Origin of the sequence: Catenulispora sp. GP43, assembly GCF_041260665.1 — a bacterium.
Lineage (GTDB): Bacteria > Actinomycetota > Actinomycetes > Streptomycetales > Catenulisporaceae > Catenulispora.
Map to the genome: position 1 here is coordinate 324,645 of NZ_JBGCCT010000006.1, position 20,387 is coordinate 345,031.

Below are 20,387 nucleotides of genomic sequence, written 5' to 3' on the forward strand. Positions count from 1 at the left end.
CTTAATTGCAGGACATCGCCTCGACGGCCGGCGCGCCGTTGCGCAGCAGCTCCCCGAACTCGTCCGGGCCCAGCGGCTTCGCGAACAGGTACCCCTGGGCGAAGTCGCAGCCGAGCTCGCGCAGCCGGTCGGCCTGCTCGGGCGTCTCGACGCCCTCGGCCACCACCCGCATGCCGAGCGCGTGCGCCAGCGTGATCACCGCGACCACGATCGCGTCGTCGCCGCGGTCGCGGGTCAGGCCGCTGATGAACACGCGGTCGATCTTCAGCGTGTCGACCGGGTTGTCGCGCAGGTGCCCGAGGGAGGAGTAGCCGGTGCCGTAGTCGTCCAGCGCGATCTTGATGCCGGCGGCGGAGAACGCGGCCAGGGCGGAGCGCGCGGTCAGCGAGGCCTCGTGGACCGCGGTCTCGGTGACCTCCAGGCAGATCCGGTCGGCCGGCACGTTGTTCCGCGCGATCGCCTTGGTGACCTGGCTGACCAGGTCGGAGTCGTGGGACAGCTGGCGGCTGGACAGGTTCACGGCCAGCAGGGGAAGGCGGGCGTCCGCGCCGCCGTCAGTCTCTGCAGCGCGCTGAAGTGCGCCGTCGTCGTCATCGCCGTCATCGCCGTCCGCCGCCAGCTCCGCGTTCCACGTCGCCAGCTGCCGGCACGCCTCGTCCAGCACCCACCGCCCGATCGGCACGATCAGCTGCGTCTCCTCGGCCACCTCCAGGAACGCCCCCGGGGCCAGCAGCCCGCGCTCGGGGTGCCGCCAGCGGATCAGCGCCTCGGCGCCGGTCACCCGGCCGTCCTCCAGCGCCACGATCGGCTGGTAGACCAGCGTGAACTCGCCGCGCTCGACCGCCTGGCGCAGGTCCTGCTCCAGGTTCATGCGGTGCACGGCGCGCTCGTGCGTGGCCGGCTCGAAGAAGCGGTAGCCGCCGGCCACCGCGCCGTCGGCCTTGGCCTGGTACATCGCGGCGTCCGCGTCGCGCAGCAGCTCGTCCACGGTGGTGTCCGGGCCGTGCGCCAGGGCTATCCCGATGCTGGTGCGCACGTGCATCGGCTTGCCGGCGCAGTCGAAGGGCCGGATCAGGCAGTCGATGACGCGCTGGGCGATCACCGCGGCCTCGGCGTGCCCGGCCACGTTCTCGCACAGCACCACGAACTCGTCCCCGCCGAAGCGGGCCACCAGGTCGCCGCGGCGCACCGCCTTGCGCAGCCGGTCGGCGACCGCGGCCAGCAGGGCGTCGCCGGCGGCGTGCCCGAGGCTGTCGTTGACCAGCTTGAACCGGTCCAGGTCCAGGAACAGCACGGCGAGCCGGCCGTCCTGGCCGCCGCCGAACTCGATCGCCTCCCGGATCCGGCTGACCAGCAGCGTGCGGTTGGCCAGGCCGGTCAGCGGGTCGCGCACCGCCTGCTCGGCCAGCGCCTCCTCGATCCGGCGGCGCTCGGTCAGGTCCCGGCTGACCGACAGCACGCTGGCCACCTGCCCGTCGCCGTCGAGTTCGGGCACGAAGCGGGTGTGCAGGAACCGGGACTGGCCGACCACCGTGACGCTGAACTCCCGCTCGGTGTCCTTCCCGGTCTCCAGCACGTACCGCAGCGACTCCTCCCAGATCCCCAGGAAGTCCTCGGAGTAGCCGCGCTCCCGGGTGGTGCGCCCGAGCATCTCCACCCCGGTGAGCTCCCGGGCCGCCGGGTTGGCGTAGGTGCAGCGCAGGTCCCGGTCGAACCGGGCCATCAGGTCCGGGCTGGTGTCCAGCAGGGTCTTGAGCTCGCGCCCGACCCGGTCCAGTTCGGCGGTCCGGGCCTTGAGCTCGCGTTCGGAGATCTTGCGCGCGGTGATGTCGCGGCTGATCCCGAAGGTGCCGATGATCCGGCCGTCGAAGTCGCGCAGCGGCTGCTTGCTGGCGCTGAGCGTCTCCTCCTCCGGGGTGCCCGGGCGCAGGTGGGGCTCCTCGAAGTCGGTGATCGCCCGGCCGGTGCTCATGATCGACTGCTCGGTGGCGAAGGCCGCGGCGGCGTGCTCGGGGGTGAAGTAGTCGCGGACCGTCTTGCCGATCATCGCGGCCGGCGCGGTGCCGCTGAACTCCGCGGCGCTGTCGCTGACCCGCAGGAAGCGGGACTCGCGGTCCTTGAAGAAGATCATGTCGGCGCAGGCCGACAGCAGGTTGTGCAGGCAGATCCGGTCCAGCTCGGCCTCGTCGATCGGCCGCACCGGACCCTCCGGTCCGGGCGGGCCGGCGGACAGGTCGGCGGTGTCGAGCGCGTCAGGGCTGAACGGGGGTATCCGAGGGTGGGTCTGCGGGTGAGGTGTGCCGGGCTGTTCGGGGACCCCGTCTGGCCGCGACGGCTCGTGGGCACCTGCTCCGGTCCCGCGTTCTGCCGCACTCGTCATCGATGTGTCTGCTCCCTGCGTCCAGTGATCTCCATGATATCCGAGCGGTCCTGCGCCGCCTGCTCCGGCGAATCACCAGGTCATGACCTCGGCGACATGCCCGTCGGGCCTGATCAGCACCGACCCGGGACGGTCCCATCCGTCACGGACGGCCCATCCGGGGCCCAGGACGGCCGTCGTCGTGATGACGGCCGCGACACCGGCTTCCGGTCCCGTCCGGCCGCCCCCGACCGTCAGCCGCACGAAACGCCCCGGCCCGATCCCCCGCAGCAGCTCGTAGAGCGGGACCGGCTCGCCGCCGTCCTGCTCCAGCAGCAGGTCGGGGACGCGTGCGCCGAGGCGGTCGTCCCCGCCCTCGTCCCCGCCCTCGTCGCCGTCCGGGGCGCCGTCGCCGTCGCCGTACCGCACGGCGATCCCGGACAGCCGCCGCGCGTACTGCGCGTTGACCGAGGGGTGTTCGGCCAGCAGCGCCTCGAAGCGGCCCCGCAGGGCGGCCCCGTCGGCGCCGGTCGCGGCGACCAGGCCCATCTGCGCGTGCACGTCCTCCAGCACGCGTTCCCCGGCCGGGCGCCGCTCGGCCTCGTAGCCGTCGAGCAGGGCGTCGATGTCGTCACGCGCGCCGGCGGCGTCCCCGTCCCGCTCGGCGTGCACGGCCGCGATCAGGCGCCACGCCAGGTTGTGCGCGTCCTGGACGCCCAGGTTCATGCCCTGGCCGCCCATCGGGAAGTGCACGTGCGCCGCGTCCCCGGCCAGCAGTATGCGGCCGTCGCGGTAGCGATCGGCCTGAAGCGCCGAGTTGCCGATCGTCGAGACCCGCTCGACCTCGCCGAGCCCGTAGTCGGTCCCGGAGATCCGGATCAGCGAGTCGCGCACCATCCGCGCCGTCCACGGCTTGTTCACCTCGGCCATCACCGCGTGGTCGATGGTCGAGACGACGAAGCGGCCGTCCGGCAGCGGGATCACGAACAGCAGCCCGCGCTCGTTGCCCTGCAGGTAGCCCTCCGGCGGCGGCGGATCGGCCAGCTCGACCAGCGCCGCCGGGCTGACCATGGTGTCCGGCGTGCCGGTGAAGCCGATCCCGGCGGCCTCGCGCACCGTGCTGTGCGCCCCGTCGCAGCCCACGACGAACCGCGCGCCCACCTCGTGCTCGGCGCCGTCGTGCCGCACCAGCGCCACCACACGGTCCGGCTCCTGCCGCAGGCTCACGACGCGCCGCCCGCGCAGCACCTCGCCGCCGCAGCGCCGCAGGTGCTCCTCCAACATCTCCTCGGTCTGCGCCTGCGGCTGGAGCAGGATGAAGGGGAACGTCGTCGGCAGCACGGCGAAGTCCAGCCGCGCGGCCCCCATCGCGAAGTGCCAGGTCGGCAGTTGCCGGCTGGCCGCCAGCATGGGCGCGGCGGCCCCGCGCGAATCGAAGATCTCCAGAGTCCGGGGATGCACGACGAACCCGCGCGAGAAGGCCGCGCGGTTCTCCCGCGCCTCGACCACCATGACCCGCACCCCGGCCGCGCTCAGCTCCGCGGCCACCCAACAGCCGACGGGCCCGGCTCCGACGACCAGCACCTCGATATCCGGCGGTGACGACATCCGATCCTCCCGGTCGGGCGCGAGTACGAATGATGATACCGGCGGGGTGCAACCTTTCCGTACCCAGTCGGCTCGGAACCTGATGACGGAGCTGAACAGGGCGGACGGAGCGGGGGAAGGTTTCGGTGGACCGGCTCGAAGGGTTCGCGGAGTACGCGGGGGCGCGCCAGCGCCACCTGCGCAGAAGCGCCTACCTGCTGTGCGGCGACTGGCATCTGGCCGAGGACCTGACCCAGACGGCACTGGTCCACCTGTGCCGCAGCTGGGGCCGGGCCCGCCAGGCCGAGTCGCTGGACGCCTACGCCCACAAAGTCCTGGTCAACAGCTTCCTGCGCGACAAGCGCAGGTACCAGCGGCAAGTGGAACGGGTCGCGGCGTACTCCTCGGGCCTGCCGGACACGGCTCCCGCCGAGCCCACCGAACTGCGCCTGTCCCTGCAGGCCGCGCTGCAACTCCTGCCGCCGCGCGCCCGCGCCGTGGTGGTGCTGCGCTTCTGGGAGGACATGAGCGTGGAGGCGACGGCCGCCGCGCTCGAGTGCTCCGTCGGCAACGTCAAGAGCCAGACGTCCAGGGCCCTGGCCAGGCTGCGGGAGATCGTCGGCGACTCCCTCATCGACAGCGGACTCCAGTGAAAACGGTGAAGACCGATGACTGACGACATGTTCCCCGGCCACGACGACTTCGACCGCGGACCCACCCCGGGCGGGGCCTTCGCCGGCGGGTTCGCCGACGAGCCGCCCCTGGTCGACATGGTGCCGCGCGCGCTCGCGGCGTACGAGCGCGGACGCCGGCGCCGCCAGGCCGCCGGCGTCGGCGGCGCGGTCGCGGCGGTGGCCGCCACCGCGCTGGTCGCGACCCAGCTGGGCGCCGGCGGCGGCCCGGGCGCGACGGCCTCGCCGGGCCGTGCGGCGGCACCGACGGTGCGGTCGAGCCCGCTGCGGCCGCCGGCGGGCGCCCCGTCCACGCCGGCACCGGCGACCTCCTCACCGGCGCCGACAGTGTCCTCTGCCTCGTCCTCGCCGTCGGGCGGCCCCTGCGACCAGACCTTCACCCTCGCCGAGAAGATGACGTCGAACGCGCTTGCGATCCCCTCGCAAGCCGTGGCCCGCAAGCTGTGCGAGCAGGGCCTGACGGCCTTCGCCGCCATGCTGCCCGGACACGCTTGGGCGCCGGTCAAGGATCCGTTCGTTCCTCCCGGTGGCGCGGTCACCTACCTGGCGGACGACTACGCGTCCACCGCGGCCCCGGCCAGCCCACTGGGTACCGGCATCAGCACCAAGCCCTACTTCACCGCGCACTGCGCGAACGTCTGGTACCCCCAGACGCAGTGCCAGCCGGTGACCCTGGCCGAGGGCATGAGCGGAATCGAGTTCGGCGGGGAACCCGCCGACGGCAAGCCGGGCGGCTACGAGCTCGATGTCGACCTTCCCGGCGGCCGCCAGTTCCGGTTCTCGTTCGGCTTCGAGAAGGGCGCGCCGCGGCCGCTGACGCTCGACGGGTTCTTGACCCTCGTGAAATCGGAGCGCTTCGCCGAGTACCTGAAGCAGTACGCCGCGACCGTCGGCGGTTGAGCGGCTGACCTCTCCTTGAGCCGACGGTCCCGGCACAATGTCCTTAACTGTTCGGTCCTTACTTTTGCCCGACCATCGGAGGACACCCGTGCTCACCCCGGCCGACGAGACCCTGCTGCGCCGCGCGATCGAGATCGCGGCGCACGCCATCACCCTCGGCGACGCGCCGTACGGCTCGCTGCTGGCCGACGCCGCGGGCACCATCCTGATCGAGGAGCACAACACGGTGCGCCGCGACGACGACATCGCCTCGCACCCGGAGCTGAAGCTGGCGCGCTGGGCCGCGCGCGAGCTCAGCCCCGAGGCGGCCGCCACGACGACCATGTACACCAGCTGCCAGCCGTGCGGGATGTGCACCGGCGGGATCGCGCGCTCCGGACTCGGGCGGGTGGTGTACGCGCTGTCGACGGACCAGTTCTACGAGGTGAACCCCGGCTCGCAGTGGCCGGTCGTGCCGCAGGAGGGGCCGGCGCTGTTCGAGCAGGCGCGGGTGCCGATCGAGGAGTACTACAAGAAGTAGCCGGGGATGGCGCGCCGGTCATGGTGCGCCGTCATGGGGTGTACGGCAGCTGCGGCACCACGTAGCAGTTGGTGTCCATGTTCGGCACCTGCGTCACCCACCCTCCCCTGCCGCCCTGGGCGGAGTCCTGCCACCGCGCTGCGTTCAGGCACGCGTTCGTGTCGCCGGTCGGCGGGGGAGTGGGGACGAAGGACGCCGGCAGGATCAGGTTGTGGGCGTCGTAGGGCTGCGTGCGGTTCATGAAGTGCTCGACGCAGGCCCGCGTCACGTTCGCGCCGCAGGAGGCGACGGCGTCGGTGAGCCACTGCGCGGCCGCCCAGCCCTCCAGGTTCCAGGCGGACAGCTGCGACTGCTGGTCCGGGAAGTACTTGGCCATCGCGGCGCGGAACTGCGCGACCGCCGGGTACTGGACGTCCTCGTAGTTGCGGCTGGAGGAGGTCGCCCACAGGACGTTGCGACAGTTGGGGGAGGAGCTGTAGTCGGTGCGGACCGACTCACTCCAGTTCTCGACGTTGGTGACCTTCGCCAGCACGCTCACTCCGGCGGTGTCCATCGCCTTGCACAGTGCGGCGTTGCCGCGGGTGTCCATGGCGTCGAACAGCAGCTGGCTGCCGTCGGCCTTCATCGCCGCCGCCACCGCCTGGAAGTCCGGCAGCGCCAGGTCCACGGTCTGGGACAGGACGTGGTAGCCCTCGGCGTGCAGGCCGGCGGTCAGCTGGGAGGCGTAGCGCGTGGAGTCGGCCTGGTTGTAGGCGACCACCGCGGCCCGGACCGTGCCCAGGCGCTGCTTGAAGAAGCGGAAGATCTCCGTGCTCTGGTACAGGGTGCCGTTCCAGCCGACGGTGCGGCCGTCGCGGGGTGCGTTGCTGCCGCCGATCTCGTACAGGTGCGGGTACTGGTCGTAGACCGTGGTGATCGGCTGGCCGCCGATGTCGGGGACGTCCTTCTGGTTGACGTAGGGCGCTCCGGCGTAGTCCAGCGCCGCCGTCGCGTCCAGGGCGAAGACCTGGTCGTGGTCGATGAGCTGGTGCACGCAGTCCTGGTTGCCGATGCCGCTGCCGCCGTCGTCGCAGACCGTGACGGTCACGGTCCGGCCGTGCACGCCGCCGCTGTCGTTCAGGGCGCGGAAGAAGGCCTGGGCGCCGTAGCCGGGGCCGCTGAACGCCGCGGAGCCGACCGGGCTGGTCAGCGAGGCGAGGATGCCGATGTGGATCTGGGCCGGGGTGACGCCGACGTCGCTGGCGGGGTTCTGGTTGGCGGTGGTCGGGCCGGTGGCCGAGGACGCGCCGGTTCCGGGGCGGGGGGCGAAGGCGCTGGAGGGCAGGCGGGTGCCGCAGCCGGTGGCCGCTGCGAGCGTCGCCGCCGCTGTGAGGAGCGCGAGGAGGAGGGGTGCGCGGAGCCGGCGCCGGCGGCTGGCGCTGACGCTGGCTCCGGTTCCGGTTCCGGTTCCGGCTGTGGCTCTGGCGGCGGCTGTGGCCGTGCGGTGCGGCGGCGACATGCGCGGCGTCAGCTGCATCCCGGCACGTTGGGGTTCCCGGTGAGCGCGACCAGCCCGCACAGGGTCGAGTCCGAGACCTTCCATGTCCCGTCCTCCAACACCGCTGTGCCGGTGGCGTTCGGCTCCACGACGGTCCCCTGCAGGGACAGCGAGTAGGTCACGGTGGCGGTGGTCGGGGAGGTGAAGGACACGCCCGACACCGTCGCGGACACCTGGCCGACCCGCGGGTCGGTGGCGAAGCCCTGGAGCAGCGGGGCCAGAGTGCTGCCGTGCTGCAGGTACTTCTCCTTGTCGGCGATCGTGGTCTGCGGGTTGAAGAACAGTTCCCAGTTCTTCTTGATCTCGGCCGTGGCGCCCGTCGGGTCGGACGGACCGTTCGCCGAGGACGTGGCGGGCGGGGTGGTGGTCTGCCCCGTCGTGGGCGAGCTCGTCGCCGGCGGGGTGGTCGTGGTCGTCGTCGAGGACGGCGCCGGTTTGCTGCTGCCGCCCCCGCACGCCGAGGCGGCGATCAGCACCGCGGCCGCGACGGCGAGGCCTCGGGTGCGTCCGAATGGGGAGGTCCCGCGATGCCGGCGCCGCACCGCCGTGGCGCCGTCGTCGGGGGCGCGTCGCGTCATCGACATGGCCTTATCTCCGCCTCTGCTGCGCTCGAAAGGACTCGCGTCCACCCTCAGCATGTCCTTTTGTGTATAAACCGCAACATAAGCGGTAGAAACCCGCCATGGCTCGGATGCCACACCCGCCGGCGACACCCGCGCTGCTCCGCGCGGCCCGCGAATGGTCCGGCTGGTTCGTGGTGGCGGCCGGAGCGGTGCTGTGCGTCCTGGGCTGGTACGGGATCTCCGGCGAGAGCGTGATCGAACAGCAGCTCCCCTACCTGGCCTCGGCCACGATCCCCGGCGCGGCACTGATCGTGGCCGGCGCGGTCCTGCTCGCCCGCCGCGCCGGGACCGCCGACGACCGGATCGAGACGCTGTACGGACTCCTGGTCGCGGACACCGAGACCGGCGACGACGCGACCCGCACGATGCCGCACGCGGAGGCGGAGGCGCTGCTCGCCGTCCCGGGCGGCACGCTGTATCACCGGCGGGATTGCCCGCTGGTCGCGGACAAGCCCACGGCTGAGGTGGTCGGTGCGGCGGCTATCGCCGAGCGGTCGCTGACGCCTTGTCCGGTGTGCGAGCCGCCGAGGGTGTCGAACGCTGATTCGGGGCCGGAGCGGCCGGGTGGCGGCGCCGGCCCGCCTGCCGCTGATCCCGATCCCGGCCCCGGCCCCACCCCACCAGGCCCCTGATGCCCCTCCTGGCCGAGTCCGCCTCCCTCAGCCTCACCATCGACCTCGCCATCGCCGGCCTGGCCGTCGGCAGCGCCGCCGCGCTCAGCGGCATCGGCCTGGTCGTCACCTACCGGGCCACCGGCGTGCTCAACCTCGCGCAGGGTGCGCAGGCGATGATCATCGCGTACCTGCTGCGCGAGCTGGTCGTGGTGTGGCACTGGCCGGTGTGGCCGGCCGCCGTGGTGTGCCTGCTGGTGGTGGCGCCGGCGCTCGGGGTGGTACTCGAGCTCGGGATCTTCCGTCCGCTTCAGCGGCGGGGGGCCGGGCCCGCCGAGACCATGGTCGCGACCATCGGTGTCTTCATTTTGCTGACCGGGGCCGTCGTTCTCATCTGGGGCACCGGTCCCTATGCCGACGCGCCCTCGCTCGTTCCCAGCACGCCTTTCACGCTGCCCGGCGGTCATGCCGTGCGTCTCGACACCGCCGTTCAGCTCGGTGTCGTGCTCGCGCTCAGCGTGCTGGTCGCGGTCGTCACCCGGTTCACACGCTTCGGGCTGCGGTTGCGCGCGGTCGTCGACGATCGGGCGCTGGCCGGCTTGTCCGGGGTGAACGCCGGGCGGGTGTCGGCGATCGGGTGGGCTTTCGGCTCGGTCGTCGCCGGGCTGGTCGGGGTGCTGCTCGCGCCGAACCTGCTGCTCGACCCGTACGGCCTGTCGCTGCTGGTCATGGAGACCATGGCGGTGGCCGTCGCGGGGCGCCTGCGCAGCGTCGGGGTGGCCGTGGCGGTCGGGCTGGGGCTGGGCGTCATCGGCAGCGAGCTGACCCGGCTGCGGCCCGGCGGCCAGGTCCTGCCGCTGGTCCAGGCCGTGCAGTCGAACCTGTTCGTGATCGCGCTGCTGGTCGTGGCGCTGCTGCCGGGCCGCCTGGGCTCCGGGGCGCAGGCTCCGCCGGCGCGCGCCGCCGCCGTGGGCCGGGGCGCGCCCGAGCGCGCCGCGGTCGCCACGATGGCCTGCACCGTGCTGCTGCTCATGCCGCTCGGCTTCCGCGGCGGCGATCTGCGCAACGCGCTGCAGGTCCCGGCGCTGGCGCTGGTGCTGCTCTCGGTCGTGGTGGTGACCGGGTACGGCGGCCAGGTCTCGCTCGGGCAGGCCGGGTACGCCGGCATGGGCGCGCTCGGCACCGGCCTGTTCATCTCCGGCAAGGTCCCCGGCGTCCCGGCGATGCCCGCGATCCCGGCGCTGCTGTGCGCGGTGCTGGTGACGATCCCGCTGGGCCTGCTCACCGGCTGGCCCGCGATCCGCCGCCGCGGTCTGGCGCTGGCGCTGGTGACGTTCGCCGTCGGCACCGCCATGAGCCGCTTCGTGTTCGACCAGCCGTACGCCACCACCGGCCTGACCCTGGACCGTCCCGGATTCCTCGCCGACGACCGCGCCTTCTACGCCGCCGAACTGGCGCTGCTCGCCCTCGGTGTGGTGATCGTGCGCAACCTGCACCGCCGGCGCCTCGGCCGGGCCCTGACCGCGCTGCGCGACCACGAGGCCGGCGCGTCGGCGGCCGGCCTGAACGTGCCCTGGCTCAAGGTGTTCGCCTTCCTCACCGGCGCCGGACTCGCCGCGCTCGGCGGCGGCCTGATGGGCCTGGGCGGCCGGGCGTTCAACGCCGCGACCTTCGACCCCTTGCAGGGCCTGCTGTGGTTCGCGGCGGTGGTCGTGGCCGGCGCGGACAGCGCGCTCGGCGCGGTCCTGGCGGCGGCGCTGCTGGTCGGGCTGGACGCCGGCACCACGGCGGGGTTGTCGACGGTCGTGGTCGGCGCCCTGGCGGTGGCGATCGGCCGGCTGCCGGGCGGGCTCGCGGGGTGGGTGGCGGGCCTCGGCGCCGCAGCCTCCGGAGCGTCCGGAGCTTCTGGTGTATCCGGAGGTTCTGGCATGTCCGGGGCTCCTGGCATGCACGGCGCCTCCCCAGCGTCGTCCCTGCCGCCGCCCAGAGTTCGGCTCAGCCCGCTCGGCGTCCGAGTCCATGCCCGACTCCGTGCCCGCATCATCCGCCGCGAAGCCCCCGGCCAGGTGCGGCCATGAGAACGGTGCGCCTGACCGCGCGCGGCGTCGTCCGACGCTTCGGCGGCGTCGTGGCCGTGGCCGGCGTGGACCTGTCCGTCCCGCCCGGCCGGATCACCGCGCTGGTCGGGCCGAACGGCGCCGGCAAGAGCACCTTGTTCGACTGCCTGTCCGGCACGCTGCGCCCCGACGCGGGCCGCGTCCTGCTCGGCGGCCGCGACATCACCCGCCTTCCCGACTACCGCCGCGCCCGGCTCGGGCTGGGCCGCACCTTCCAGCAGCTCTCGATCTTCCCCGGCCTGACCGTGGCCGAGAACGTCCTCGTCGGTGCCGACGGACGCCCCGGCGGGACCCTGCGCGGCCTGGTCGGCCTGCCCGATTCCGACCGGGAGGCGACGGCGCCGGCCACCGACCGGGCCCTGTACCTCGCGGGCCTGTCGGCACTGCGCGACCACCCGGTCTCCGACCTGCCGACCGGCACCCTGCGCATGGTCGAGTTGGCGCGCGCGCTGGCCGGCGCGCCGCGCGTGCTGCTGCTGGACGAGCCCGCGGCCGGACTGGACGCCGCCGAAGCCGCCCGCCTGGCCGCGACGCTGCGCACGCTCAGCGCCGAAGGCATGGCGCTGCTGCTGGTCGAGCACGATGTCGACCTGGTCGCCGAGCTGGCCGACACGGTCTGCGTGATGGCCGCCGGGCGGGTGGTCGCGCGGGGCCCGGCGGCGGCCGTGCTCGCCGATCCCGAGGTGGGCGCGCTGTGGGGGAAGGTATGACTGTCGAGGCCGAACTCGTATGACTGTCGAGGCCGAACTGAGTGCCGCCCGGGTCCGCTACGGCCCGTTGGAGGCGCTGCACGGCGTGGACCTGGCCTTTCCCGCCGGATACGTCAGCGTCCTGATCGGACGCAACGGCGCCGGGCGCACCACCGCGCTGCGGGCCCTGGCCGGGGCCGTGCCGCTGTCCGCCGGCCGGTGCCTGTGGCAGGGGCGCGATGTCAGCACTCTGCCCGCGTACCGCCGCGCACGCCTGGGCCTGGCGTTCGTTCCCTCCGAGCACGCGGTGTTCGGGTCGCTGACCGTCGCGGAGAATCTGGGGCCGGACGCGGGGACCGACGCAGAGGTCGCTGACACGTTCCCCGAGCTGCCGCCGCTGTTCGAACGTCGTGCCGAGACCTTGTCCGGCGGGCAGCAGCGACTGGTCGCGCTGTGCCGGGCGATGCTGCGCCGGCCGCGGCTGCTGGTGCTCGACGAGCCCGATCTCGGCCTGGCCCCGGCGGTGGTCGCGCGCCTGCACCGGCGACTGCTGGAGATCGCGGCCGAGGGGCGGACGGTGGTCCTGGCGGCGCAGACGCTGCCCGCCACGCTCCGCGCCGCGGGGGTCGTCCATGTCCTGCATCGCGGCCGCGTCGCCTTCAGCGGGGAACCGGGGGAACTGCCGCTGTCCGAGTGAACTTCTGTCACTCGTTAGCATCGCCCAGCTGGCCTTCGACCGTCCATGCTCGGACACTGACGCTGTGACCAAGACACGCATCGCGTGCGCCGTTGTGGGCGTGCTCTCTCTCGTCGCCGCCGCGCTGATGGCCTGGTGGATCACTCCGAGCTACGTCGCCCGGATCCCCTCGGACAAGACCATCTCCCGCAACTACGCCGGGACGTTCGAGACCCTGCTCGATCCGCAGGCACTGGCTACCGGCAACCTGCTCGGCGCGATCAAGCAGAAGGTGCCGCTGACCGTCGCCCAGGTCGTGAAGGTCGAGGCGACCTCCGGAAACACGGCCCTGGTCAGCGACTCCCGCACGACCGAGGCGAACGGGACCAAGGTCGAGCAGACCAAGTGGGAGTACGCGGTGGACCGCAAGTCGCTGGAGGCGGTGAGCAACCACCCCAGCAGCTGGACCGTGATCCCGGCCAAGGGGCTGACCGTCAGCTGGCCCTTCGGCGCCCAGAAGAAGAACTACGAGGGCTGGACGCCGGAGACGCAGACCACGACCCCGCTGACGTATCTGCGCTCGGAGTCGAAGCAGGGCATCACGACCTACGTCTACGAGGCGAAGGTCGCCCCGACGAAGATCGTGGACCCGCAGATCCTGGCCACGCTGCCCAAGCAGCTGCCCGCCAGCCTGCTCAAGCTCCTGGCCTCCGCCGGCAACCTGCCGGCGTCCCAGGTCGCGCAGCTGAACCAGATCCTGCCGCAGCTCGGGGCCGAGGTCACGATGGCCTACACCTTCCAGGACGACTCCACGTTCTGGGTCGACCCGGACACCGGCCTGGTCATCGACGTGCAGCGCAACCAGCAGCGGGTGGCGGCGATCGCCCTGCCCACCGGCACGGTGATCCCGCTGATCCCCGCGGTCGCCGCCACGTACGAGACCACCCCGGCCAGCCAGAAGCAGGCCGCCGACGACGCGAGCAACGGCAGCAACGTCATCAGCTGGCTCGGCGTGTACCTGCCGATCATCCTGCTGGTCCTCGGCGTGGTGCTGCTGGCGCTGGCCGCCTTCCTGTTCCTGCGCGGCCGCCGGCGCGGGCCGACGGTGCCGCCGGCGCCGCCCGCGGGTCCGGGGCCGGGACCGGAGGCGACGCACCCGTAGGGGTGCCGGGATTCGGTGGATGAGGGTGGCGGCCAGGTGGCCGCCACCCTTTTGCGTGGTCGGCGAGCCTTCCGCGGTTCAGTGCGGGCTGAGCTCCAGCGTGCGCCGCTTCCGGTCGATGCCGGCGACGACGACCGTCACGGTGTCCCCGACATCGGCCTCCCCGTGCCGAAGCAGGCCCTCGATGCCGTCGGCGACCCGGACGAAGACTCCGAACGGCACCAGCATGGTGACCTGCCCGGTCAGCTCCTCGCCCACGGAGACCTGGTCGGCGAAGGTCTGGAACGGATCCGGCTGCGTCGCGCGCAGCGAGAGCCGGGCCTCCAGGTTCCAGGTGTCGAACTGCAGGAACTCGCCGGATACGCGCTGACCGACCTCGACGATGTCCGTGGCCGCGTCGAAGCGCTGCCAGGCGAGTTCGGGGATCGTGATGAAGCCGACACCGGGGAAGCCCGGGTGCGCGGGGCCGTCGTCCAAGGCCACGAACACACCGAAGCGCTCGACCGCCGCGACCACGCCGGACAGGATCTCGCCGGGTCGCAGCGCTTCGAGGAAGGCCCACAGTTCCGGGTGGTCAGCCTGCTCAAAAGCCATCGGGACGCAGTCTTTCAGCAGAACACGATCGCGTGCCCGCTCCCGATGCTCGCCAGGCACGCCCGATACAGGTGCAGCCACACATACCGCTCCGCTGCGAACGCGTCGTCCTCGCCCGTCGCCTCCACGGCCGCGGCCTCATCGTCGGACAGCGCCCCCTGCTCATCGAGCCGGATGCCGAGCGCTGCCGCGAAGCCCGCCAGTTCCGCCCGCAGCCGGTGGCTCGAGCCGACCATGCCCACGCCCGCGACCTGCGCCTCCTCGGGCAGGAACAGCGGGTCGTCGAAGGCGACCGGGATGTAGTAGCCCTCGTTGTCGGAGTGGCAGAGCAGGTGGGAGGAGAACATGACCGTCTCGTCATCGACCTTCATCAGGTCGTGGCGGTACTGGTCGTCGCTCACCGCGGACCAGGGGGTCACGGCTTCGCCGAGTCGGGCGAGGGTGAAGACGCGCCGCAGGTGCGACAGGTAGCTGTAGGGGAAGCCTGTCGAGTAGTCGTGGTCGTCGCCGGCCTTGTGGATGACCTCCGGCTCGCGCCATGTGATGCCCTCGGCTGCCAGGGCGTGGGTCAGGTTGTCGAACGCGTCGTGGTGGTGGGCGTAGCCCTCGGGGTCGTTGCGCGCCTGATCGCACAGTATCCCCACCGAAATCCCCAATCCCATGGCCGTGCACGCTACCGGCTGCGGCCGACAGGCGGCGCATATGATCACGTTCATGAGCGTGGACGAGCGGGCTGCCCGGGACCGGACGGCGCCCGGTCCGGCCACGCTGACCACCTCGTTGCTGATCGCGATCATCCTCGTGGCGGCGAACCTGCGCGCCGGGCTGACCGGTGTCGGGCCGCTGCTGCCGAGCATCGAGCACTCCACCGGGCTGTCCGAGACCTGGGGCGGGCTGCTGCTCACGCTGCCGCTGCTGACCTTCGCCACGACCTCGCCGCTGGCCGGCCGGGCCGCGCGCCGGTACGGGGCGCCGCGGGTCCTGGCCCTGTCGCTGCCGTTGCTGGCGGCCGGGCTGGTCGTGCGCTCGCTGCCGGGGACGGTCTTGCTGTTCACCGGCACCGTCGTCATCGCCGCCGCGATCGCCGCGGGCAACGTCCTGCTGCCGGCGGTGGTGCGGACGAACGTGCCGGGGCCGCGGATCGGGCAGGTCACCGGCGTCTACGTGACCGCGATGGGGCTGGTCGCCGCGATCTCCTCCGGGGTGTCGGTGCCGCTGGCCGACGTCCTGCCCGGTGGCTGGCGCACCGCGCTGGGCTGCTGGGCGGTGCTCGCGGTGCTGGCGTTTCCCGCGTGGCTGCCGCACCTGCGCCGCGAAGCCCGGCCGATGCCGAAGTCGATGCCGCAGCCCCCGACCTCGCCTGCTGCCCCTCCGCCCCCGCCGCCGAAGGCGCCCGGCCTCTGGCGCTCGCCGCTGGCCTGGCAAGTCAGCCTCTTCATGGGCCTGCAGTCCTTCGGCTTCTACGCCACCATCGCCTGGCTCCCCAGCATCGTCCACGACCACGGCACCCCGGCGGCCACGGCCGGCTGGGAGCTGTTCCTGTTCCAGGCCGTGGGGCTGGTCGCCAGCAGCACCCTGCCGCTGCTCACCCGCCGCCGCGTCGACCAGCGCCTGCTCGCCGCGGCCGCCTCGGTCCTCACCGGGGCGGGGTTCGCGCTGCTGGCCGCGGCCCCGGGCCTGGCCGTGCCGGCCTGCGTGCTGACCGGCTTCGGCGGCGGCGCGACGCTGGTGCTGGCCCTGACCTTCCAGGGCCAGCGCGCCGCCGAGGGCCCGCAGGCCGCGGCGCTGGCCGCGATGGCCCAGTCGGTCGGCTACCTGGTTGCCGCGGTCGGCCCGCTGCTGCTCGGCGCGCTGCACGGCGTCACCGGCGGCTGGGCCGTGCCGTTGACGGTGCTGGCCGCGCTCGCCGGGATGCAGGCGCTCATCGGCGTCGGGGCCGGCCGCGACATCACCGTGGCCCCTCCGCCGGCGCCGTCCGGGCCGTCTGCGCCGTCTGCGGCGACCCCTCCACCCGGTTCCCCGACACCACGGTCACGATGACACACACCGCGATGATCGCATCAGGCCCAGATCCTGAATCTGCTGGGTGATGCGGCACGGGGCGATCGTGGAGCGCGGGGCGACCGAGTCGGTGCTGGCCGAGCTCACATCCCGATGATGCTCAAACCCCGATGACGCTCAAACCCCGATGACGCTCACCGCGGCCCACAGCGCGACCGTCGCGGCGACCAGCGTCGCGGGCACGGCGACCAGGCCGAGCCGGGTGTACGTCGCCAGGCTCACCTGCTCGCCGTGCGAGGTCAGCACCCGGCGCCACAACAGCGTCGCCAGCGACCCGACATAGGTCAGGTTCGGCCCGAGGTTCACACCCAGCAGCACCGCCAACAGCGTCGCCGGCCCGGCGGCTGCGGCGGCCGGAAGCAGCACGAGCGTGGCCGGCAGGTTGTTGACCACGTTGGCCAGCACCGCCGCCACGCACGCGGTCCCCAGCAGCGGCAGGAACGAAGACCCCTGCGGCAGCAGGTCGCCGGCATGCGCCCCGAGCCCGCTCCCGGTCGCCGCCTTCACCACGACGCCGAGCGCCAGCACGAACGCGCAGAAGAAGGGCGAGGCCGAGCTGACCAGCTCGCCCACGGTCGCCCGCCGCCGCACCAGCGCCCGCGTACCGAGGATGAGGACCCCGGCCAGCGCCGCCCACGCCGGGTTCAGGCCGGCCAGGGAGGTGACGGCGAAGCCGGCCAGGGTGGCCGCGACGATGACGACGGTGAAGGTGGGGACGGTGATGGGGGAGTCGGAGTCATCGGGAGCTTCGGAGGTGCCGGAGCCGGTGGCCGGGCTTGCTGCTTCGGTTGCCTGGCCAGGGTTGGCTCCCGGTGCCAAGTCGTCGGCGAAGAACTTCCGGAAGACCACATACTCCGTCCCGACCGCCGCCACCCACGGCAGCGCCATCAGCGCCGCGAACCGGCTGAAGGTCAGGCCCGACGCGCTGAAGGCCAGCAGGTTCGTCAGGTTCGACACCGGCAGCAGCAGCGAGGCCGAGTTCGACAGGTGCGCGCAGGCGTACACGTGCGGCCGGTCCTTCACCCGGGCGCGGACCGTTGTGGCCAGGACCACCGGGGTCAGCAGGACCACCGTGGCGTCCAGGCTCAGGACGGCCGTCGTCAGCGCCGCCACCACGAACACCGCGGTCAGCAGCCGGTGTGCGTCGGGTCGGCCGGATCGGTTGGCGACCCGCGCCATCAGGGCGCCAGCCGCCGTGAACAGGCCGTCGTCGGCACACAGTTGCGCCAGAACCAGGACCGCGGCGAGGAATCCGACGGTCGGTGCCAGGGTGGTCACCACCGACCAGGCCGTGTGCGGCGAGACCGCCCCGATCGCGATCACGATGCCCGCCGCCGGGATCGCCGCCGCGGCTTCGGGCCAGCCGCGCGGCCGCACCACGGCGAACACGAGGACGACGAACAGCAGCACGACCGACACCACCGTGCCGGCTCCGGAGCTCAGCACACGCCGGCCCTCGGCCGGATGCCGGCGATGCTCACAATGCGCTCCATTGGTTCGCAGACAGTGCTTGACGATCTTATCGGTCGCGTGCCGTCACCTCGGCGAACGGTCGCCACCAACTTCGAAAAAAGTAGTACCTCCGCCCCGCCGAGCTAGACTGGCCTCATGCCCAAGGCCGGCGTTCCCAATCGCACCGCCCGCAGCCGCCCCGCCCACGACGCGCCGGCTTGCGAACGCGCCCTGGGCCGGGCCTTCGCCCTGCTCGGCAAGCGCTGGAACGGCCTGATCGTCGCGGTCCTCGCGCCCGGCCCGGCGGGCTTCGCCGACCTGCGGCGGCGCATCGGCCCGATCAGCGACTCGGTGCTCTCCGACCGCCTCGCCGAGCTGGCCGAGGCCGGGATCGTCGACCGCCGCGTCACCGATACCCGGCCGCCCGGCGTGCAGTACGGCCTCACCCCGGCCGGCCAGGCCCTGGTTCCGATCCTGGAGCAGGTCGCCGACTGGGCCGACGATCACCTCGCCTGATCCGCGCCGGTGCCGTCCTCATCCTCATCAACGGATGACAGCGCGATCGTCTGATGGAACACATCGTCCGGGTCGTACTGCGCCTTGACCGCAAGCAACCGGCCCAACGCCTCGCCGGGAAACGCGTCCCGCAACCGCTGCGGCCGCGGATCGGTCTCGAAGTTGGTGTAAAGCCCCTCGGTGAGCTTGCGCATCCCGTCCCAGTACGCCAGAAACTCGCGCTCACTCCCGCCGATGTCCGCGATCGAGAAGTTCTGGTGCCGGTGCGCGAAAGCCGTGGCCGAGGGCGCGACATCGTTGATCGCCCCGCCGACCGCGCGTATCGACAGCCACTGCGTCACCCCGCTGCGCAGCGCCTCGGCGATCTCGCCGGTCACCGCCGGGGTGAGATGCTCGGCGAAACCGTTGCTGAGCAACGGTCCTCGCGTGCTGCCGCCCTCGTAGGCCGCGTCGTCCGCGTGCACGATCGCCGCGTACGGCACCCGCTGCGCTCGTTGTCCGAGTACCGGCGCCACATCGAGCAACGGTGACAACGCGTCGATGGCCTCGGCGTCGTCGGCGCCGTTGAACACCGCCATGAGCTGCGCCTGCCGCCTCCCCGCGGACAAGAAGCTCGTGAGCCCGCGCGGCGCGTTCTCCACCACCTCGCCCCACCGTTCGAGCAGCCCGGCCAGATCCCCAGCGTCATAAACCATCTGCGCGAACACCACATCGCCGACCGGCGGCGCGGTGAATTCGAACGCTGTCACCACACCGAGCGCCGCTCCCGCGCCCCGCACCGCCCAGAACAACTCCGGATGGTGCTCGGCATCGGCCCGCACCATCGTCCCGTCGGCCAGCACCAGCTCGGTGGCGGTGACGTGGTCGATGGTCAGCCCGTGCTCCCGGCCGAGGAACCCTATGCCCCCGGCGGTGGCGAGCCCGCCGACCCCCACGCCGCCGTAGTCCCCGGAGCTGATCGCCAGGCCGTGTGGCCGCAGTGCCTCGGCGACCTCGGACCACCGCGCCCCGGCCTCGATCCGGACCTTTCCCGCCGCCGGATCCAGAACCTCGATCCGGTTGAGCCGCCCCAGATTCACCACCACGCCGCCGTCGTTGGTCGACGCCCCGGACATGCTGTGCCCGCCGCTGCGTATCGCCAGCGGAACCTGTTGGGCGCGCGCGAACCCCAGCGCGTCGGCGACGCCCTGCGCCGACTCGGGCCGCAGCACCAGGCCGGGGGAACCGGTCCGGACATACGTGGACCGAAACCGTTCGTACTCCTTGTCCCCGGGCTCCACGGCCGAGCGCTTCAGCGATTCCGGGACCGCGTCATAGGCGATGCCGTTAAGCACGTCGCTCCCGCTCGACCAGTTCCCGCAGCCGGGGCGCCACTTCCTCGGCGTAGGTCTGGATGTCCTGCGGATCGTCGCTGGCGAGGATGAACGTGCTCACCCCCGACTCCACGGCCAGGGGCAGCAACTGCTGTGCCCATTGCTCCGGCGGCCCCTGCAGGAATCCCCCGTCCTGAGCGGCGAAGCTGCCGGAGATATTCAGTAGTCTGCGAATGTCCCGCGGGTCCCGGCCCGCCGCCGTCGCGGCCTCGTCGATGACCCGCTGCCCGCGCTCCAGGTCGCCGTCCTGCAGGTAGAACAGGCTCGGCAGCCAGCCGTCGGCCTTCTCGCCGATCAGGCGCAGCATGCGGGGCTTGAGCGCGCCGACCCAGATGGGGATGTCGTACGCCGGCGCGGGACCGCGCTTGGCGCCGACGACCTGGTAGTGCTCGCCGTTCACCCGGGCGCCGCCGCGCTCGGAGGTGTCCCAGATCCCGCGGATGACGTCCAGCGCCTCGCTGAACGCCTCGACCGCCTCGCCGGGCGTGCGGCGCGGACCGCCCATGGCCGCGATCGCGTCCCAGAAGCCGCCGGCGCCCAGCGCGAGGTCGTAGCGCCCGCCGGACAGCAGGTCCAGGCTGGCGGCGGACCGGGCCAGCACGGCCGGCGGCCGCATCGGCAGGCTGTGCACGTTCGCGGCCAGGCCGATGCGCTCGGTGCGCGCCGCCACCCAGGTCAGCAGCGTCCAGGTGTCCAGGAACGCCGGCTGGTAGGGATGGTCCTGGAACGTCACCAGGTCCAGCCCGGCCTGCTCGCTGAGCTGGGCCAGGACCACCGGGGCTGTGGGGTCCTGGCTCTGCGGCGTGATGAAGGTCCCGAACCGCAGGTCGTGGCCGTAGTCCGTCATGTCGGCTCCTCTGGCGCGACGCGGGTTGCTCTGTCGAGCGGAGTAACTTCGAAAATACTAGTGCTATTCCG

The 20,387-nt window shown here is 72.6% G+C and carries 17 protein-coding genes and 1 pseudogene; 10 read left to right on the forward strand and 8 right to left on the reverse strand.

The genetic code is table 11. The features are described from left to right. Nucleotide 1 precedes the first annotated feature (1 nt). Both ABH926_RS15585 and ABH926_RS15590 read right to left on the reverse strand, forming a co-directional pair. On the reverse strand, nt 2–2,380 hold the full coding sequence (locus tag ABH926_RS15585) for a putative bifunctional diguanylate cyclase/phosphodiesterase (RefSeq protein WP_370366263.1): 2,379 nt from the start codon (nt 2,378–2,380) through the stop codon (nt 2–4). Between the two features lie 72 nt (nt 2,381–2,452). Beyond that, entirely contained in the window at nt 2,453–3,967 is a 1,515-nt protein-coding gene (locus tag ABH926_RS15590) for an FAD-dependent monooxygenase (RefSeq protein WP_370366264.1), read from the reverse strand. A 125-nt stretch (nt 3,968–4,092) separates the two neighbouring features. On the opposite strand from ABH926_RS15590, the gene ABH926_RS15595 reads away from it, so the two are divergent. The 3 genes from ABH926_RS15595 to ABH926_RS15605 all read left to right on the forward strand — a co-directional run bounded on the left by ABH926_RS15595 (nt 4,093) and on the right by ABH926_RS15605 (nt 6,058). Next, a complete protein-coding gene (locus ABH926_RS15595) occupies nt 4,093–4,599 on the forward strand; it encodes a SigE family RNA polymerase sigma factor (RefSeq protein ID WP_370366265.1) in 507 nt (168 codons plus the stop codon). A gap of 15 nt (nt 4,600–4,614) precedes the next feature. Beyond that, a complete protein-coding gene (locus ABH926_RS15600) occupies nt 4,615–5,538 on the forward strand; it encodes a hypothetical protein (RefSeq protein ID WP_370366266.1) in 924 nt (307 codons plus the stop codon). Between the two features lie 88 nt (nt 5,539–5,626). Continuing rightward, nucleotides 5,627–6,058 carry a nucleoside deaminase gene (locus tag ABH926_RS15605; RefSeq protein ID WP_370366267.1) on the forward strand — a complete coding sequence of 144 codons (432 nt, stop codon included), beginning with the start codon at nt 5,627–5,629 and terminating at the stop codon, nt 6,056–6,058. 31 nt (nt 6,059–6,089) lie between these two features. Here ABH926_RS15605 and ABH926_RS15610 read toward each other — a convergent pair whose 3' ends face one another. Further along, a complete protein-coding gene (locus tag ABH926_RS15610) occupies nt 6,090–7,574 on the reverse strand; it encodes an ABC transporter substrate-binding protein (RefSeq protein ID WP_370366269.1) in 1,485 nt (494 codons plus the stop codon). After that, nucleotides 7,565–8,179, reverse strand: coding sequence for a hypothetical protein (locus tag ABH926_RS15615; protein ID WP_370366270.1), 615 nt, complete (start codon nt 8,177–8,179; stop codon nt 7,565–7,567). The genes ABH926_RS15610 and ABH926_RS15615 overlap by 10 nt, the downstream gene beginning before the upstream one ends. Nucleotides 8,180–8,367: 188 nt before the next feature. Here ABH926_RS15615 and ABH926_RS15620 point away from each other — a divergent pair, with 188 nt between their 5' ends. The 5 genes from ABH926_RS15620 to ABH926_RS15640 all read left to right on the forward strand — a co-directional run bounded on the left by ABH926_RS15620 (nt 8,368) and on the right by ABH926_RS15640 (nt 13,473). Further along, nucleotides 8,368–8,850, forward strand: coding sequence for a hypothetical protein (locus ABH926_RS15620; RefSeq protein ID WP_370366339.1), 483 nt, complete (start codon nt 8,368–8,370; stop codon nt 8,848–8,850). Beyond that, nucleotides 8,850–10,907 carry an ABC transporter permease gene (locus ABH926_RS15625; protein ID WP_370366272.1) on the forward strand — a complete coding sequence of 686 codons (2,058 nt, stop codon included), beginning with the start codon at nt 8,850–8,852 and terminating at the stop codon, nt 10,905–10,907. The genes ABH926_RS15620 and ABH926_RS15625 overlap by 1 nt, the downstream gene beginning before the upstream one ends. Beyond that, on the forward strand, nt 10,904–11,656 hold the full coding sequence (locus ABH926_RS15630; protein WP_370366273.1) for an ABC transporter ATP-binding protein: 753 nt from the start codon (nt 10,904–10,906) through the stop codon (nt 11,654–11,656). Before ABH926_RS15625 ends, ABH926_RS15630 begins: the two co-directional genes overlap by 4 nt. 19 nt (nt 11,657–11,675) lie before the next feature. Further along, the gene (locus ABH926_RS15635) at nt 11,676–12,332 is read left to right on the forward strand and encodes an ABC transporter ATP-binding protein (RefSeq protein ID WP_370366274.1); all 657 of its coding nucleotides are present in this window, start codon (nt 11,676–11,678) and stop codon (nt 12,330–12,332) included. Between the two features lie 64 nt (nt 12,333–12,396). Further along, on the forward strand, nt 12,397–13,473 hold the full coding sequence (locus ABH926_RS15640) for a DUF3068 domain-containing protein (protein WP_370366275.1): 1,077 nt from the start codon (nt 12,397–12,399) through the stop codon (nt 13,471–13,473). A 78-nt stretch (nt 13,474–13,551) separates the two neighbouring features. Here the strand turns inward: ABH926_RS15640 and ABH926_RS15645 are convergent, their stop codons facing one another. Next, nucleotides 13,552–14,067, reverse strand: a complete 516-nt coding sequence (locus ABH926_RS15645) for a S1 RNA-binding domain-containing protein (RefSeq protein WP_370366276.1) — start codon at nt 14,065–14,067, stop codon at nt 13,552–13,554. Between the two features lie 14 nt (nt 14,068–14,081). Beyond that, nucleotides 14,082–14,729, reverse strand: a complete 648-nt coding sequence (locus tag ABH926_RS15650; RefSeq protein ID WP_370366277.1) for a hypothetical protein — start codon at nt 14,727–14,729, stop codon at nt 14,082–14,084. Nucleotides 14,730–14,781: 52 nt separating this feature from the next. Between ABH926_RS15650 and ABH926_RS15655 the strand changes: the two genes are divergently transcribed. Continuing rightward, the gene (locus tag ABH926_RS15655) at nt 14,782–16,107 is read left to right on the forward strand and encodes an MFS transporter (RefSeq protein ID WP_370366278.1); all 1,326 of its coding nucleotides are present in this window, start codon (nt 14,782–14,784) and stop codon (nt 16,105–16,107) included. A 138-nt stretch (nt 16,108–16,245) separates the two neighbouring features. Here ABH926_RS15655 and ABH926_RS15660 read toward each other — a convergent pair whose 3' ends face one another. Beyond that, entirely contained in the window at nt 16,246–17,571 is a 1,326-nt protein-coding gene (locus ABH926_RS15660) for an SLC13 family permease (RefSeq protein ID WP_370366340.1), read from the reverse strand. A gap of 165 nt (nt 17,572–17,736) precedes the next feature. Here ABH926_RS15660 and ABH926_RS15665 point away from each other — a divergent pair, with 165 nt between their 5' ends. Then, on the forward strand, nt 17,737–18,096 hold the full coding sequence (locus tag ABH926_RS15665; protein WP_370366279.1) for a winged helix-turn-helix transcriptional regulator: 360 nt from the start codon (nt 17,737–17,739) through the stop codon (nt 18,094–18,096). On the opposite strand, the pseudogene ABH926_RS15670 reads toward ABH926_RS15665, so the two are convergent. Next, nucleotides 18,084–20,316, reverse strand: a pseudogene (locus tag ABH926_RS15670) (LLM class flavin-dependent oxidoreductase). The gene ABH926_RS15665 and the pseudogene ABH926_RS15670 overlap by 13 nt on opposite strands. Nucleotides 20,317–20,387: the final 71 nt, after the last annotated feature.

Bases quoted from the DNA above. Each gene is read 5' to 3' on its own strand.
- ABH926_RS15585 (WP_370366263.1), bottom strand. From the start codon at position 2,380: ATGACGAGTGCGGCAGAACGCGGGACCGGAGCAGGTGCCCACGAGCCG.
- ABH926_RS15590 (WP_370366264.1), bottom strand. From the start codon at position 3,967: ATGTCGTCACCGCCGGATATCGAGGTGCTGGTCGTCGGAGCCGGGCCC.
- ABH926_RS15615 (WP_370366270.1), bottom strand. From the start codon at position 8,179: ATGTCGATGACGCGACGCGCCCCCGACGACGGCGCCACGGCGGTGCGG.
- ABH926_RS15600 (WP_370366266.1), top strand. From the start codon at position 4,615: ATGACTGACGACATGTTCCCCGGCCACGACGACTTCGACCGCGGACCC.
- ABH926_RS15610 (WP_370366269.1), bottom strand. From the start codon at position 7,574: ATGCAGCTGACGCCGCGCATGTCGCCGCCGCACCGCACGGCCACAGCC.
- ABH926_RS15655 (WP_370366278.1), top strand. From the start codon at position 14,782: ATGAGCGTGGACGAGCGGGCTGCCCGGGACCGGACGGCGCCCGGTCCG.
- ABH926_RS15650 (WP_370366277.1), bottom strand. From the start codon at position 14,729: ATGGGATTGGGGATTTCGGTGGGGATACTGTGCGATCAGGCGCGCAAC.
- ABH926_RS15625 (WP_370366272.1), top strand. From the start codon at position 8,850: ATGCCCCTCCTGGCCGAGTCCGCCTCCCTCAGCCTCACCATCGACCTC.
- ABH926_RS15630 (WP_370366273.1), top strand. From the start codon at position 10,904: ATGAGAACGGTGCGCCTGACCGCGCGCGGCGTCGTCCGACGCTTCGGC.
- ABH926_RS15645 (WP_370366276.1), bottom strand. From the start codon at position 14,067: ATGGCTTTTGAGCAGGCTGACCACCCGGAACTGTGGGCCTTCCTCGAA.
- ABH926_RS15635 (WP_370366274.1), top strand. From the start codon at position 11,676: ATGACTGTCGAGGCCGAACTGAGTGCCGCCCGGGTCCGCTACGGCCCG.
- ABH926_RS15665 (WP_370366279.1), top strand. From the start codon at position 17,737: ATGCCCAAGGCCGGCGTTCCCAATCGCACCGCCCGCAGCCGCCCCGCC.